General features: G+C 63.8%; 9 protein-coding genes. 7 read left to right on the plus strand and 2 right to left on the minus strand.

Going from position 1 to position 15600, the window contains the following annotated elements:
* Positions 1–39: 39 nt before the first annotated feature.
* The 7 genes from E2A64_RS07150 to E2A64_RS07180 all read left to right on the plus strand — a co-directional run bounded on the left by E2A64_RS07150 (position 40) and on the right by E2A64_RS07180 (position 10159).
* Positions 40–2025 carry a heme lyase CcmF/NrfE family subunit gene (locus E2A64_RS07150; RefSeq protein ID WP_133283697.1) on the plus strand — a complete coding sequence of 662 codons (1986 nt, stop codon included), beginning with the start codon at positions 40–42 and terminating at the stop codon, positions 2023–2025.
* Positions 2022–2495, plus strand: a complete 474-nt coding sequence (locus tag E2A64_RS07155; protein ID WP_133283698.1) for a cytochrome c-type biogenesis protein — start codon at positions 2022–2024, stop codon at positions 2493–2495. The genes E2A64_RS07150 and E2A64_RS07155 overlap by 4 nt, the downstream gene beginning before the upstream one ends.
* Before the next feature lie 182 nt (positions 2496–2677).
* The gene (locus E2A64_RS07160) at positions 2678–4228 is read left to right on the plus strand and encodes a DegQ family serine endoprotease (RefSeq protein ID WP_133283699.1); all 1551 of its coding nucleotides are present in this window, start codon (positions 2678–2680) and stop codon (positions 4226–4228) included.
* Positions 4229–4422: 194 nt separating this feature from the next.
* The gene (locus E2A64_RS07165; RefSeq protein ID WP_133284297.1) at positions 4423–5148 is read left to right on the plus strand and encodes a response regulator transcription factor; all 726 of its coding nucleotides are present in this window, start codon (positions 4423–4425) and stop codon (positions 5146–5148) included.
* Positions 5149–5155: 7 nt separating this feature from the next.
* The gene (locus tag E2A64_RS07170; RefSeq protein WP_133283700.1) at positions 5156–6574 is read left to right on the plus strand and encodes a sensor histidine kinase; all 1419 of its coding nucleotides are present in this window, start codon (positions 5156–5158) and stop codon (positions 6572–6574) included.
* Positions 6571–9546, plus strand: a complete 2976-nt coding sequence (locus E2A64_RS07175; protein ID WP_133283701.1) for a bifunctional [glutamine synthetase] adenylyltransferase/[glutamine synthetase]-adenylyl-L-tyrosine phosphorylase — start codon at positions 6571–6573, stop codon at positions 9544–9546. Before E2A64_RS07170 ends, E2A64_RS07175 begins: the two co-directional genes overlap by 4 nt.
* Positions 9547–9640: 94 nt before the next feature.
* Positions 9641–10159 carry an EF-hand domain-containing protein gene (locus E2A64_RS07180; protein ID WP_158285711.1) on the plus strand — a complete coding sequence of 173 codons (519 nt, stop codon included), beginning with the start codon at positions 9641–9643 and terminating at the stop codon, positions 10157–10159.
* Positions 10160–10227: 68 nt separating this feature from the next.
* On the opposite strand, the gene E2A64_RS07185 is transcribed toward E2A64_RS07180, so the two are convergent.
* Positions 10228–12645: a PAS domain-containing sensor histidine kinase gene (locus tag E2A64_RS07185; protein ID WP_133283703.1), complete on the minus strand. Its 2418-nt coding sequence runs from the start codon at positions 12643–12645 to the stop codon at positions 10228–10230.
* A 288-nt stretch (positions 12646–12933) separates the two neighbouring features.
* Complete coding sequence (gene pepN, locus E2A64_RS07190; protein ID WP_133283704.1) at positions 12934–15570, minus strand: aminopeptidase N; 2637 nt, start codon at positions 15568–15570, stop codon at positions 12934–12936.
* Positions 15571–15600: the final 30 nt, after the last annotated feature.

Raw genomic sequence — 15600 nt, forward strand, 5'->3', positions numbered from 1 at the left:
GCGGCCCGGGGCCGGGGACTGGAACGAAGGGATGAGGCCATGATTACCGAACTCGGCCATTACGCTCTGATACTTGCGCTCGCCACCGCGCTGGTTCAGTCGCTGGTGCCCCTCATCGGCGCACAGCGCAATGATGCAGGCATGATGGCGGTCGGCCCGATGGCTGCGAACCTCTCCTTCGTGCTGGTCGCGTTTTCCTTCCTCACGCTCACCTATGCCTATGTGATCTCGGACTTCTCGGTTTTGAACGTGGTGGAGAATTCCCACTCCATGAAGCCGATGCTCTACAAGATCACCGGCGTCTGGGGGAACCATGAGGGCTCGATGCTGCTCTGGGTTCTGATCCTTGTGCTGTTCTCCGCGCTGGTGGCGAATTTTGGCAGAAACCTTCCCGACAAGCTGCGCGCCAATGTCCTGTCGGCGCAGGCCTGGATCACCGTCGCTTTCCTGCTGTTCATTCTGTTGACGTCCAATCCCTTCATGCGGCTGGCAAACCCGCCGGCCGAAGGCAACGATCTCAATCCGATCCTGCAGGATCTGGGTCTCGCCATCCATCCGCCGCTCCTCTATCTCGGCTATGTGGGGTTCTCGATCTCCTTCTCTTTCGCCATCGCGGCGCTCATCGAAGGCCGGCTCGACGCTGCCTGGGCGCGCTGGGTCCGGCCCTGGACCCTGGTCGCCTGGACCTTCCTGACCGCAGGCATCTCCATGGGCTCCTACTGGGCCTATTACGAGCTCGGCTGGGGCGGCTGGTGGTTCTGGGATCCGGTCGAGAACGCCTCCTTCATGCCCTGGCTTGCCGGCACCGCGCTTCTGCATTCGGCGCTGGTGATGGAAAAGCGGGAAGCCTTGAAGGTCTGGACCGTTCTTCTGTCAATCCTCACCTTCTCGTTCTCCCTGCTCGGCACATTTCTGGTGCGCTCGGGCGTGCTGACCTCCGTCCATGCTTTCGCGACAGACCCTGCGCGCGGCGTGTTCATCCTCGGCATTCTGGCTGTCTTCATTGGCGGCGCCTTCGCGCTGTTCGGCCTGCGGGCGACGGCGCTCAGAACCGGCGGCCTCTTTGCGCCGATCAGCCGGGAAGGGGCGCTGGTGCTCAACAACCTGTTCCTGACGACGGCGACCGCAACCGTGCTGGTCGGCACGCTCTATCCGCTGCTTCTCGAAGCCACCACCGGCACCAAGATTTCCGTCGGAGCCCCTTTCTTCAACCTGACCTTCGGCCCGCTGATGATCCCGCTGATGATCGCTGTGCCCTTCGGCCCGCTTCTGGCCTGGAAGCGCGGCGACCTGATGGGCGCGACACAACGGCTCTACGCGGCAATCGGCATTTCCATCCTCGTCGGTCTCGTCGTCATGGCGTTCACCACTGACGAACCGGTGCTCGCGGCTGCCGGCATGGCGATCGGTGCCTTCGTCATCCTTGGCGCGCTGACGGATCTGGTGAACCGGTCCGGCGCCGGCAGGCTTCCCGCCGCAACGGCCTGGGCCCGCTTCAAGGGCCTGCCGCGATCGGCATTCGGGACGGCATTCGCCCATGCCGGTCTCGGCATCACCATGATCGGTGTCGTGGCGGCCAGCGTCTATTCGACCGAGCATGTCAGCGCGATGAACGCCGGCGACACCGTCGAAGCGGGCGGCTACACGGTCCGGTTCGAAGGTCTCAGGGATGTGCAGGGACCGAACTATACCGCCAAATCCGGTCTGTTCGTCATTTCCCGGGGCGGGGCGGAAGTGGCGCGGGTGACAAGCGCGAAACGCTTCTATCCGGCGCGTCAGATGCCAACCACCGAAGCGGGGATCCGGACCTTCGGCGCAAGCCAGCTCTACGTTGCCTTAGGCGACATGGAATCGAACGGCAAGCTCGTCGTCCGCGTCTGGTGGAAGTCCTGGGTGACCTTCATCTGGTACGGCACGGTCCTGATGATGATCGGCGGTGCGCTGTCGCTCTCCGACCGTCGCCTGCGCATCGGCGCGCCGCGCAAGGCTGCCCGTCCGGCCAGGACCGCGGAGGCGGTGGCGTGAAGCGTTTCTGTCTCGTTCTCGCGCTTTCGCTCCTGGCGGGGCTTTCCCTCGTCCGTCCCGGTTTTGCCGTCAACCCGGACGAGGTTCTGGCTGACCCTGCGCTCGAATCCCGCGCCCGCGAGATCTCGCTCGAACTGCGCTGCCTTGTCTGCCAGAACCAGTCGATCGACGATTCCAACGCCGATCTCGCTCATGATCTGAGGGTTCTCGTCCGCGAGCGCCTGAAGGAAGGCGACACCGACGAGCAGGTCCTCGATTACGTGGTCTCGCGCTATGGCGAGTTCGTGCTTCTCAAGCCGCGTTTCTCGGTGCGCACAATTCTTCTCTGGGGCACGCCCGTTCTCATTCTGCTGATCGGCATCGCGGCCATCCTCATGGGTGCGCGCAACCGCGCTGCAAGGCGTGCAACGCCGGCGCTCAGCGCCGAAGAACAGGCGGAAATCGACCGCCTGATGAAGCGCGGGGAATAGCCGCGCGCGGTACTTTGCTCCGCCAACCTTACGAAGCTTTAATGTTCCGGAAAGGTTGCCGTAAACCACACTCCTCTACATCTCTCTTCCAACGCCGGACCTCCAGTCTCTCCCTGTCCCCGATCAGGGAGTTCCCGGCGCCCGAAATTCGAAATTTCTTTCGAGAAGAGGAAGAGACCCAGATGTCCAGCAAGTCCCCCAGGAAAACCAACCGCCTGCTCGCAACCACCGCAATCGCCGGCATCGCCGCCGCGATGCTCGCCGTCGGCGTGCCGATGCACACCAATCCGGCACTTGCGGACGCCGTGAAGGTTCAGGCGCCGCAGGCCCCGAGCTTCGCCGATGTGGTTGAAGCCGTTTCCCCGGCCGTGGTGTCGGTGCGCGTGGCTTCCGATGTCGAGCCCGTTTCCAATGACGGTTTCAGCTTCGACTTCAACGGACGCGGCCTCGACCAGCTTCCCGAAGACAGTCCTCTGCGCCGCTTCTTCGATCAGTTCGACCGCCAGTTCGGCGGCCGCGACAATGATCGCGGGCCCCGCGCCGAGCGTCCCGGTCCCAAGCATCACGGCCGTGCGCGTCCCGTCAGCCAGGGCTCGGGCTTCTTCATCTCCGAAGACGGCTATCTGGTCACCAACAATCACGTCGTCGATGACGGCACCGCCTTCACCGTGATCATGGACGACGGCACCGAGCTCGATGCCAAGCTGATCGGCAAGGATCCGCGCACCGATCTCGCCGTTCTCAAGGTCGAGGAAGCGCGCAAGTTCACCTATGTCGATTTCGCGGACGACAGCAAGGTACGTGTCGGTGACTGGGTGGTTGCCGTCGGTAACCCGTTCGGCCTTGGCGGTTCGGTGACCGCGGGCATCGTCTCGGCCCGTGGCCGCGACATCGGTGCCGGCCCCTACGACGACTTCATTCAGGTCGACGCGGCTGTCAACAAGGGTAACTCCGGTGGTCCGACCTTCAACCTCAGCGGCGAAGTGATCGGCATCAACACCGCCATCTTCTCGCCCTCGGGCGGCAATGTCGGCATCGCCTTCGCAATTCCCGCCTCGACCGCCAAGGACGTCGTCCAGGATCTTATCCGCGACGGTTCCGTCCAGCGTGGCTGGCTCGGCGTGCAGATCCAGCCTGTGACCAAGGACATTGCCGAATCGCTCGGCCTCGCCGAAGCGGAAGGCGCGCTCGTCGCCGAGCCGCAGGAAGATACCCCGGCTGCCAAGGCCGGCATCGAATCCGGCGACGTCGTGACTGCGGTCAACGGCGAAACCGTCAAGGGGCCGCGTGAGCTGGCCCGCAAGATCGGCAATATCGAGCCCGGTCAGGAGGTCGACCTGACCATCTGGCGTGACGGAAAAAGCCAGGAGAAGACCGTCACCCTCGGCACCCTTCCGATGAACATGGCTTCCGCGCAGACGGACCAGGAGCAGCCGGAAGACCAGGCACCGTCGGAGATGACGACGCTCGATGATTTCGGTCTCACCGTGGTCCCGGCGGATGACGGCAAGGGCCTGGTCATCACCGATGTCGATCCCGACAGCGCGGCCTCCGAGCGCGGTCTTCGTGCCGGCGACGTCATTCTCTCGGTCAACAACCAGCAGGTGACCGACGCCAAGCAGATGACCCAGGTCATCGACAAGGCGGCCAAGGACGGGCGCAAGGCAGCGCTCTTCCAGGTCGAGAACGAGAACCGCTCGCGCTTCGTCGCATTGCCCATCGACCAGGGCTGAGTAGCCCCGGCCGAACTGCCTGCAGGAACCGGCCGATCGACCAGTCGCCCCCCGGCCGGTGCGATGCAAGCAAAGACAGCGGGCTGCCCCATCGGCCCGCTGTCGCCAAAGGGCCATGAACCCATGACCCGGGAGACCTCGTGATGACCGACCATGTATCTTTCCAGACCGACGGCTCGCAACAGCCGGCTTGCATGGCCGAGGCTTGTGGGGAAAGCGGCAATACCGCTAAGACGGACGCCATGAAGATTCTCATCATCGAGGATGACCTCGAGACAGCGTCCTATCTCCTCAAGGCCTTTCGCGAGGCCGGCATGACCGTTGACCACGCCAGCGACGGCGACAGCGGTTTCTTTCTTGCCTCGGAGAATGACTACGACGTTCTCGTCGTCGATCGCATGCTTCCCAGGCGGGATGGCCTGTCGATCATCTCCGGGCTTCGCGCCTCCGGCGACGATACCCCCGCGCTCATTCTCTCCGCGCTCGGGCAGGTCGATGACCGGGTAACCGGGCTGCGCGCCGGAGGCGACGATTATCTCTCCAAGCCCTACGCCTTTTCGGAGCTGCTGGCGCGTGTGGAAATCCTCGGTCGCCGCAAGAGCGTGCGCGAGGCCGATACCCAGTACAGGGTCGGCGATCTCGAACTCGACCGGCTGAGCCATGAGGTCAAGCGCGCCGGCAAGATCATCCCGCTGCAGCCGCGCGAATATCGTCTTCTCGAATATCTGATGAAGAATGCCGGGCAGGTGGTCACCCGCACCATGCTGCTCGAGCATGTCTGGGACTATCACTTCGACCCGCAGACCAACGTCATCGACGTTCATATCTCGAGGCTGCGGTCGAAGATCGAGAAGGATTTCGACGCGCCGCTCCTGCGCACCGTTCGCGGTGCCGGCTACATGATGAAGGCGGGGGACTGAACCCGGCATGTGGGGCCGTTTCCGCGCCATGCTGGGCACGACCGCCGTCAGGCTCTCCGCCCTCTATCTCGCGCTGTTTGCTATCTGTGCCGTGGTGCTCGTCTTCTACGTGACTTCCCTGTCGGAAGGCTTGCTGCGGGGGCAGACCGAAACCGCGATCCACGCCGAACTGCGCGATATCTCCCGCATCTATCAGGTGCGCGGCATGGCCGGCATGGTCCGCGCCATCGAGCGCCGCTCCCGCCAGCCCGGCGCCAATCTCTACATCATCGCCGCGCCGCAGGGGCAGATCATTGCCGGCAACGTCGCCTCGCTGCAGCCGGGCGTTCTCGACCGGGAAGGGTGGATCGATACCCCCTTCACCTATGAACGCTACGGTGATGCCGAGGAGGGCGAGGAGACCCACCGGGCCATGGCGCGGATCGTTGCGCTTCCCAACGGTATGCGGCTTCTGGTCGGCCGCGATGTCGGTGAGCCGGAAAAGTTCCGCGGCCTCGTGCGCCATGCGCTTGCCCGCGCCCTTGCCATCATGTTTGTCGGCGCGCTCGCCATCTGGTTCTTCGTCGGGCGACGCGCGCTCAAGCGCATCGACCACATGTCGGACGCCAGCCGCAAGATCCTGGCCGGCGACCTCAGTCAGCGGCTGCCCGAGGACGGCTCCGGCGACGAGTTCGACCGTCTCAGCCGTTCGCTCAACACGCTGCTGGGCCGCATCGAACGTCTCAACGAGGGCCTGCGTCAGGTCTCCGACAATATCGCCCACGATCTCAAGACACCGCTGACGCGGCTGAGAAACAGGGCCGAGGCCGCACTTGTTTCGACCGACGACAAGGAAGGCTACCGCCAGGCGCTCGAAGAGACGATTGCGGAAAGCGACCAGCTGATCCGCACCTTCAATGCGCTGCTGATGATCAGCCGCGTGGAAGCCGGCTCCTCCGTCGCCGAAATGGGTGAAGTCGATCTGTCCGGACTGGCTGCGGATGCCGCGGAGCTTTACGAGCCGGTGGCCGAGGAAGAGGGCGTGACGCTCACCCAGAACATCGCACAAGGCGTCACGGTCAAGGGCAACCGCGAACTTCTCGCCCAGGCGCTTGCCAACATGATCGACAATGCGGTCAAATATGCGGGCGACGGCCAGGACAGTCGCATCACGGTCACGCTTGCGGGCGACCGGCAGAATGTCCGGCTCTGCGTCAGCGACAACGGGCCGGGCATTCCGGAAGACAGGCGTGAGGATGTGATCAAGCGTTTCGTGCGTCTCGATGAAAGCCGCACGAAGCCCGGGACTGGTCTTGGCCTGAGCCTGGTCCACGCGGTGGCGGGCCTGCATGGCGGCGCGCTGGAACTCGCGGCCACCGACTCCGGCAATACGGAGCGCCCCGGCCTCAGCGCCACGATTATTCTGCCTGCAAGGGTGACGTCATGACAAACCGTCTCGTCGATCTCGCCAGTTCGCCGATCAAGCCGTTCTCGAAGGACGATGCGCAAGAGGCGCTCGAACTGCTGGTCGAACTCGGCGAGGAGCAGCCGCGGCTCGCCGGGTTTGCCGGCCGGAAGAGTGTGGCCCGGGATTTCCTGTGCGCGGCGCTCTCGCTTTCGCCCTGGTTGTCGGACAGTGCCCGCGTCGATCCGGATGCCCTGGCCGACGCGCTCTTCACTCCGCTCGGCGATCTTCTCGCGGATGCCGAAACGCATATGCGCGATGCCTGGCGCGACGAGGACGGGGTGGTATCCGAAGCGACCCTGATGACCGTGCTGAGGCGTTGCAAGCGGCGCGCGGCCGTCGCCCTGGCGCTCCATGATCTCGCCCGGCTGACGGGTGCGAAGGACACGACGTCCGGTCTGACGCGGCTGGCCGATGCCGGGCTCGCGGGCGCCTTCGACTTCCTGTTGCGCTCCGCCCACGACAGCGGCAAGCTCAGGCTGCCGGACCCCGAAAACCCGTCGCGGAATTCCGGCCTCGTGGTCCTCGGCATGGGCAAGCACGGGGCAGGGGAACTCAACTTCTCCTCCGATATCGATATCGTGGTCTTCTTCGAGCCGGAGGCCGGGATTGTCGTCGATGCGGAAGAGGCGACCGACACGTTCGCCCGGCTCGTGCGCCGGCTCGTGCGCATCATGCAGGAGCGCACCGCCGACGGTTACGTCTTCCGCACCGACCTCAGGCTGCGACCCGATCCGGGTTCCACGCCGCTGGCCTTCCCCGTGGATGCGGCGATGAACTATTACGAAAGCCGCGGCCAGAACTGGGAGCGCGCCGCCTATATCAAGGCGCGTCCCGTCGCGGCGGATGTGGAAGCCGGTGCGCGCTTCATCGCCGAGATGGCGCCCTTCGTATTCCGCAAATATCTCGATTACGCCGCCATCGCCGACATCCACTCGATCAAGCGGCAGATCCACAGTCATCGCGGTTTCGGCGAGATCGCGGTCAGGGGCCATAACGTCAAGCTCGGGCGCGGTGGCATTCGCGAGATCGAGTTCTTCGTCCAGACCCAGCAACTCATCGCCGGCGGCAGGACGCCCGCCTTGCGAGGCCGCCGTACCGACGAGATGCTGGCCCAGCTGGCCGAGGCTCACTGGATCGACCCGGAATCGGCCGAGAAACTCACTGCCTGCTACTGGTACCTGCGCGATATCGAACACCGTATCCAGATGATGCGCGACGAGCAGTCCCACACCCTGCCCGAGGACGAGGACGAACTCCGCCGCGTCGCGCTCATGGCCGGTGCCAAAGATATCGGGGCCTTCGGCGGGGCGCTCACCGAACGGCTGAAGACAGTCGAGACGATCTATGCCGGTCTCTTCGAGAAGGAAGAACGGCTCTCCGGGGAAGCCGGCAATCTTGTCTTCACCGGCGAGGATGATGATCCCGGCACGCTGGAAACGCTCGCGCGGCTCGGCTTCGAGCGACCCGCCGATGTCTCGCGCATCATCCGTACCTGGCATTATGGCCGCTACCGTGCCACCCGCTCGGCGGAAGCCCGCGAGCAACTGACCGAACTCACACCGCGCCTCCTCGAAGTGTTCGGTGCCACCCGCCGCGCCGACGAGGCGATCATCCGCTTCGACGAGTTCCTGAAGGGGCTTCCGGCAGGCATCCAGTTCTTTTCCCTGATCGGCAACAACAAGGGACTTCTGTCGTTCCTCGTCACCGTCATGACGGCGGCGCCGAAGCTTGCCGATCTCATCGCCCGCCGTCCGCATGTCTTCGACGGCATGCTCGACCCGACGCTGATGGCGGAACTTCCCACACGCGCTTATCTGGAAGAAAGGCTCTCCGCCACGCTTGCCGGGACACTGTCCTACGAGGAGACCCTCGACCGGCTGCGCATCGTCGCCCAGGAACAGAAGTTCCTGATCGGTGTGCGGCTGCTGACCGGCTCGATCACTGCCGCGCGTGCCGGCGAGGCTTTCACCGATCTCGCCGATCTCATCATCGCCGCAGCGCTCGATGCGGTGCAGGCGGAGATGGAGGAGGCGCATGGCACGGTGCCGGGCGGGCGCGCCGTGGTTCTCGGCATGGGCAAGCTCGGCAGCCGCGAACTGACTGCGGGTTCCGACGTCGACATCATCCTGCTCTATGACTGCGATCCGGACCTGCCTGATTCCGATGGCGACAAGCCGCTCGATCCGGTGCGCTATTACACCCGCTTCACCCAGCGCCTGGTGGCGGCGTTGTCCTCGCCGATGGCCGAGGGCGTGCTCTACGAGGTCGATCTCAGGCTGCGTCCGTCCGGTAACAAGGGGCCCGTCGCAACCTCCATCCGGGCCTTTTCGAAATACCAGGTCGAGGAGGCCTGGACCTGGGAACACATGGCGTTGACCCGCGCCCGTGTGGTTGCCGGCGATGATCGGCTTGCAACCGATGTCCGCGAAACGATCGACGGGGTTCTGGGCAGGGAACGCGACGCGAAGGTTCTGCTCAAGGACCTGCGCGAGATGCGCGGCCTGATCGAGACCGAGAAGCCGCCGAAAGACAAGTGGGACGTCAAGCTCGTCCCTGGCGGCCTTATAGATATCGAATTCATCGCGCAGTATCTCTCGCTCACGGCACGTGCCGACGGCCTCGCGCCCGGTGAGGCGCTGACGGGAACGATCGAGGTGCTCGAGACCTTGGGACCGGACAGGATCGGACTGGAGGCCGTCGAGAAACTCGTAGCCGCCCATCATCTCTGGATGGCGCAGACGCAGATCCTGCGGCTCTGCGTGGAAGGCGTCTTCGACCCCGACGACGCGCCCGCCGGATTGACGGACATCCTGCTTCGCGCCGCGAATGCGCCGGACATGCGGGCGCTCGAGGCGGACATGACGATGACCTCGCGCGACATCCGCGCGCTGTTTGACGAGATCACACGGAATTCCCGGTCGCCGGAAGCGGCGGCGGGGAAGGGAGCCTGATGCTCCGCAACCGGTTGTCCCCGGCGCATGGGAGCGTCGGGAGAGGACCAGAACCCGCATCGGGGGTGACACAACGATGCAAAGGATATGCATGATGACCAAGACCCTGACGACATTCGCCGGCCTGGCCGCACTTCTGATCGCAATGCCGGCCTACGCCCAGGATACGGGCCCGGAAGACGGTGCGATGAAGCACCGCAAGATGGAGCATGGCGGCCGCATGATGGGCCGTTTCGACGCCGATGACGACGGAGCGATTTCCATGGAAGAATTCATGGAAATGGGTCCGGGCATGATCGAGGGCGCCGATGCAGATGCCGACGGCGAGATCACCTTCGATGAAATGAAGGCCGCATGGGAAGCCAGACGCGAAGAGCGGATGAAGAAGCGCTTCCTGCGCCGCTTCGATGTCGACGGCGACGGCAAGGTCAGCGTTTCCGAGCTCAAGGACCGCCAGGAGAAGCGCTTTGCCCTTCTCGACGCCAATAATGACGGCGTGATCTCGAAACAGGAGTTCCGCAAGGGATACCGCGAGTTGGGCTGGGGCAAGGACGGTCGCAAGGGTGACCGCGATCACCGTCGCGGCGAATGGCACAAGGGCTGGGACGACTGATCCCTCCCGCCGAAACTCCGGCCTGAAGAAAACGGCCGCTCCTCGCGCGAGGGGCGGCCGTGTTGTTGTCAGCTGGTGGCGGCGATCTCCTGCCGGCCTTCGCTCTCATGCAGGGCAGCCATCGCGAATTCTCCGTCATCCTCGTCGAGGGGCAGGTCGCCGTCGTCATCGTCGCATATGCATTCAAGCGGAATGCGCACGCTGATGATCGTACCGATGCCTTCGGTGGAGAAGATGCGCATCGAGCCGCCGTGAAGCAGCGCCAGGCTTCGCGAGATTGCCAGACCCAGGCCCGAGCCGCCCTGGCTCTTGGAGAACTGGTTCTGCACCTGCTCGAAGGGCTGTCCGATTTTCGGCAGGTTGGCCGCCGGGATGCCGATGCCGCTGTCGGCGATCGTCAGGGTGACCGCGCTCGATGTCTTGCGCGCCCGGACCGAGATCCTGCCACCGTCGTCGGTGAACTTCGTGGCGTTCGACAAGAGGTTGAGCAGGATCTGCTTGATGGCGCGCTGGTCGGCTTCCACCCGGAGTTCCTTGTCGATTTCCTGCTCGACGGTGATGTTCTTCTTCTCGGCATTGACCGAGACCAGCCTGATCGTCTCGTCGACGAGCGGCGCGATGTCGACTTCCTCGCAATTCAGCTGCATCTGGCCGGCTTCGATCTTCGACATGTCGAGAATGTCGTTGATGAGCCTGAGCAGATGAATGCCCGAATTGTGGATGTCGCAGGTATATTCCTCGTATTTCTCCGAGCCGAGCGGGCCGAACATGCGTGCCTGCAGGATTTCGGAGAAGCCGATGATGGCGTTGAGCGGCGTGCGCAGCTCGTGGCTCATATTGGCCAGGAACTGGGACTTGGCGAGGTTGGCGGCTTCCGCACGCTCCTTCTCGATCTGGAAATCCTGGTTGAGCGCCGAAAGCTCCATGGCCTTGCGCTTGAGTTCCGCCTGGCTGACCGAGAGGTCGTCGATGGTGGCCATCAGCCGCTTTTCGGAATCGCGCAGCCGTTCCTGGTTGCGCTTGAGCTGGGTGATGTCGGTGCCGACGGAAACCTCGCCGCCGTCGCGGGTCTTGCGCTCGTTGATCTGCAGCCAGCGGCCGTCGGCAAGCTGGACCTCGTAGGTTCGCGCCTGACCTGCGGCGAAGGGGGTGGCAAGACGGCGTTCGATCACCGGGCGGGTTGCGGCGTGTTCGACCGCTGCCCGGGTCGCGCCGGGCACCAGGCAGTCGTCCGGCAGGCCGTGGACGGCCTGGAAGTGCTTGTTCCAGAGAACCAGGCGATCGTCGTGATCCCACAGCACGAAGGCTTCCGATGTGCTCTCGATCGCGTCGAAGAGACGCTGGTCCGCTTCGGCGGAGCGCTGCTGCAGCCGGTGCTGTTCGGTCACGTCCATTGCGATGCCGATCAGATGCGTCTGGGCCGCTGACGGATCGACGACCTGGGCGCGGGCGCGCATCCAGACCCAGTGTCCCTTGGCGTGGCGCATTCGGAAGAGGTGGTCGACCTGGCTGATTTCGCCGGCAGCCACCTGTCGGGCGATCTCGTAGAGGTTACCGTCTTCGGGATGGATGAGTTCCGAGGCTTCCCCGAAGGAAATCACGCTGTCGCGGCTCTCCAGTCCGAGAATGTCGTACATCGAGCGCGACCAGTAGAGCCGGCCCCGCGCCATGTCCCAGTCCCACAGGCCGCAGCGGCCGCGTGACAGCGCCATGTCGACGCGTCGATGGGATTCGAGATAGATCTCGTCGGCTTCCTGCGCCCGCCCGGCCTGCGAGAAATAGGCGTAGAGGATGACCAGCAGGATCGCCGAGGTGGCGATGAAGAGTGTGGCGTTGACCGAGACCGAGCGGCGCCAGACGGTCCGCAGATGGCCGGCCGGGGCGGCGACGAGAACCTGGCCGCCCTTTTCCGGCAATTTGCCCATTGCCGCCAGAACCAGAACGCCGTCGAACTCGATTTCCTGAATGCCCGCACGTGCGCCGAAGAGGGCAAGCGGCGACCAGTCCGGCACGAAAGTCTCGATCGGCTGGCCGACATAGGCCGCCCCGGTCGAATTGGCCGCGACGATATTGCCGTCGGCATTGGTCACCAGAACGGCGAAGTTGGTGTGGTTGTCGGGCATGCCTGCGAATGCGCGGTTGATGCGCGCCTCGATTTCCCAGCGCTGGCGCTCGCCGACGGGCACCGGGTCCGCCGCCAGTGAGGCGAGGGTGGCCGAAAGCGTCAGGCCGGTCACCTGCCTGAGCGACGTTTCCTTGGCCTGGTAATCGTCCACCATGTTCGTGAAGCGGGCGATTGCGACAACCGCGAGAAACGCGATGATGAGAACGGGAATGGATTTCTTCAGAAAAGGCTCTGCGCTGATGAGCCGCTCGTAGGCCGGTTGGGCGAAGAAGCGTGCGTGGCCGGAAAAGCCTCTTGCCCGCGCGCCCGATTGGGCATTACTCGACCGTCCGGCCGCAGTGATATGCTGCGCATCCGCCATGATGTTCACTATGTCCCCGTTGGGATCCGGCTTCCGCATCGCCGAATCTGCCATAATGAATCATTGCCGATTCGGCTTGTCCAGTGCTTCCGTAAAAACTTTTTTAACCATTTGTTTTTGATCGTTTTCTTACGGATTCGAGTCGCGTTCGGGAGCGCGAATCACTCTGATTCGCGATGCAAATCATGTATTTGGGGCAAATCACTTATTGTTGCCGGACGATGACGCGGTTGCGCATTCTCCGGGGGAACCCCCGAAGGTCTGCACAGGAATGCCGAGGCTATGTCCTCAGTTCAGCGTCCGCTCGACGATGTCGCTGACATCCGTCGAGAGTTTTTCGGTCGACTGGATCGCGACCAGCGCCCGCCTTGCCTCTTCCTGCCGTCCGCTTTCGAGCGAGCGCCAGGAGCGCATGGCAGTCAGCAGACGGGCGGCGAGCTGCGGGTTCTTCGGATCGGTTTCCGTGACGACCTTGGCCAGCAGGCGGTAACCCTGGCCGTCCGCCCGGTTGAAGCCCGTGGGATTGCCCGCCGAAAAGGCCCCGATGAGCGCCCGAACGCGGTTCGGATTGCCGGCATTGTAGTGGGGGCTGTCCATCAACTCGATCACCCGCTCGCTCGTTGCGGCACCCGGCGCCATGGCCTGGATCGACATCCACTTGTCCATCACCAGCGGATTGTCGCCGAAACGGTTTTCGAAGTCGGCGAGGGCCTCCTTCGTTTCCTCAGCGTCGGGGAACTGGTGAACGAGGATCTGGAGCGCCGCCGCCAGCATGGTCATGTTGTCGGCGGCATCGTAGGCCGCCTTGGCCCGCGAAGGGGTGTCCACGGCTGCCGAGACATAGGACAGCGCCATGGCCGCCAGCGCGCGTTTGCCGGCATCCTCGGCCGCGGGCGAGTAGGCGCCGTCCGGAAGATCCTCCGAGAGCCTGGCGAAGAGCGCTTCGCCCTTTCTGGCAATCGCGTCGAAGGCGAAGCGCCGCGCGGTGTGGATGGCGTCGGGATCGATATTGCTGCCGATTTCACGGGCGATGTCCGCCTCCGAGGGAAGCTGCAACACCTGTGCGCGGAAGGCCGGCTCCAGACTGTCGTCCTGTGTGGCCGCGATCAGGATGTCGGCCAGATCGTCGGCGGAGGGGAGGTCGCCGCCGTCACGGGCAACTTTCGAGGCCTTGATCAGAAGATCGGTGGCCGAGGCATTGATCGCCTGCCAGCGCGCCACGCCGTCGGTCTCGTGCCGCGCGATGTGAGCGAGATCGCCGGCCGACTGTTCGATCTGGAGGTTCACCGGGGCCGAAAATCCGCGGTTGAGCGAAAGCACCGGGCGTTCCTCGATCCCGGAGAAGGTGAAGGTCTGTGAGCGCTTGGTAAGCTCCAGTACCCCGCCCTCATGGCCGGTCTCGTCCGGCGAGGGCGTTGTCACGGTGCCGTCAGGCGCAATGAGCGCGAAGGCCAGCGGGATGTGCATCGGCGACTTGTTGGCCTGCCCCGGCGTCGGCTGCACGGTCTGTTCAAGCGAGACGGAGAGCGTCTTCGCGGCGGCATCATACGTCGTGGAGGCCGAGACCAGCGGTGTGCCGGCCTGATTGTACCACAGCATGAACTGGTCGAGCGCCACGCCCGAGACGTCGGCGAAACAGGCGATGTAATCCTCGATCGTGACAGCCTGCCCGTCATGGCGCCCGAAATAGAGGTCCATGCCTTCCCGGAACTTCGCGGGACCGATGATGGTGCGGATCATGCCGACGACCTCGGACCCCTTCTCGTAGACGGTGGCCGTGTAGAAGTTGTTGATTTCCTTGTAGGTCGCGGGCCGTACCGGATGCGCGAGCGGACCCGAATCCTCGGGGAACTGGTGCGCTTTCAGGGTCTTGATCTCGGCGATGCGCTTGACTGGGGCCGATCGCTGGTCCTGCGAGAACGTGTGATCGCGATAGACCGTCAGGCCTTCCTTCAGGCACAGCTGAAACCAGTCGCGGCAGGTGATGCGGTTACCTGTCCAGTTGTGGAAATATTCGTGGGCGATGATCGCCTCGATATTCGCGTAGTCCTGGTCTGTCGCGGTTTCCGGATCGGCGAGCACATACTTGTCGTTGAAGACGTTCAGGCCCTTGTTCTCCATCGCTCCCATATTGAAGTCGGACACCGCCACGACCATGAAGATGTCGAGATCGTATTCGCGTCCATAGGCGTCTTCGTCCCACTTCATCGAGCGTTTGAGCGCATCCATGGCGTAGGTCGCGCGCTCTTCCTTGCCGTGCTCGACATAGATCCTCAGCTCGACCTCGCGGCCGCTCATGGTGATGAACGTATCGGTGATGACGCCGAGATCACCGGCGACGAGCGCGAACAGGTAGGACGGCTTGGGATGCGGATCGTACCAGGCAGCGAAGTGCCGGCCGGCGTCGTAATTGCCGGTGCCGAGCGAATTGCCGTTCGACAGGAGGATCGGCACGTCCTTCGGCGCGATGATCGTGACGGTATAGACTGTCAGCACGTCGGGACGGTCGTAGAAATAGGTGATGCGCCGGAAGCCTTCGGCCTCGCACTGGGTGCAGTAATTGCCGCTCGAGCGGTAGAGCCCCATCAGCTGGGTATTGGTTTCCGGCGAAAGCGTGGTTTCGATGGTGATCTCGAAAGGGTCGGATGCGGGCAGGTTGCGCACCGTCAGCTTGTCCGGGCCGACATCGTAATCGCTGTCTGGAACATCGATGCTGTCGATGCGCAAGGCATCGAGCGTCAGTTCGTCGCCGTCGAACTCCAGCGGGGCATCGGCCGCCGCGCCCTTGCGGCGCTTCAGGATGGATCGGGCGGCAACTTTCGTCTCCGTCGGGTGGAGTTCGAAGGTGAGGTCTATGCGCTCAACCTCGAAAGCTGTCGGTGTATAGTCCTTGAGATGGAATACCTGTCCCGTTTCCGTCCGCATGAGATCCCCAGAATCACTCGATTTTCATTC

This window comes from Pseudohoeflea suaedae (genome assembly GCF_004354915.1).
Classification (GTDB): Bacteria; Pseudomonadota; Alphaproteobacteria; order Rhizobiales; family Rhizobiaceae; genus Pseudohoeflea; species Pseudohoeflea suaedae.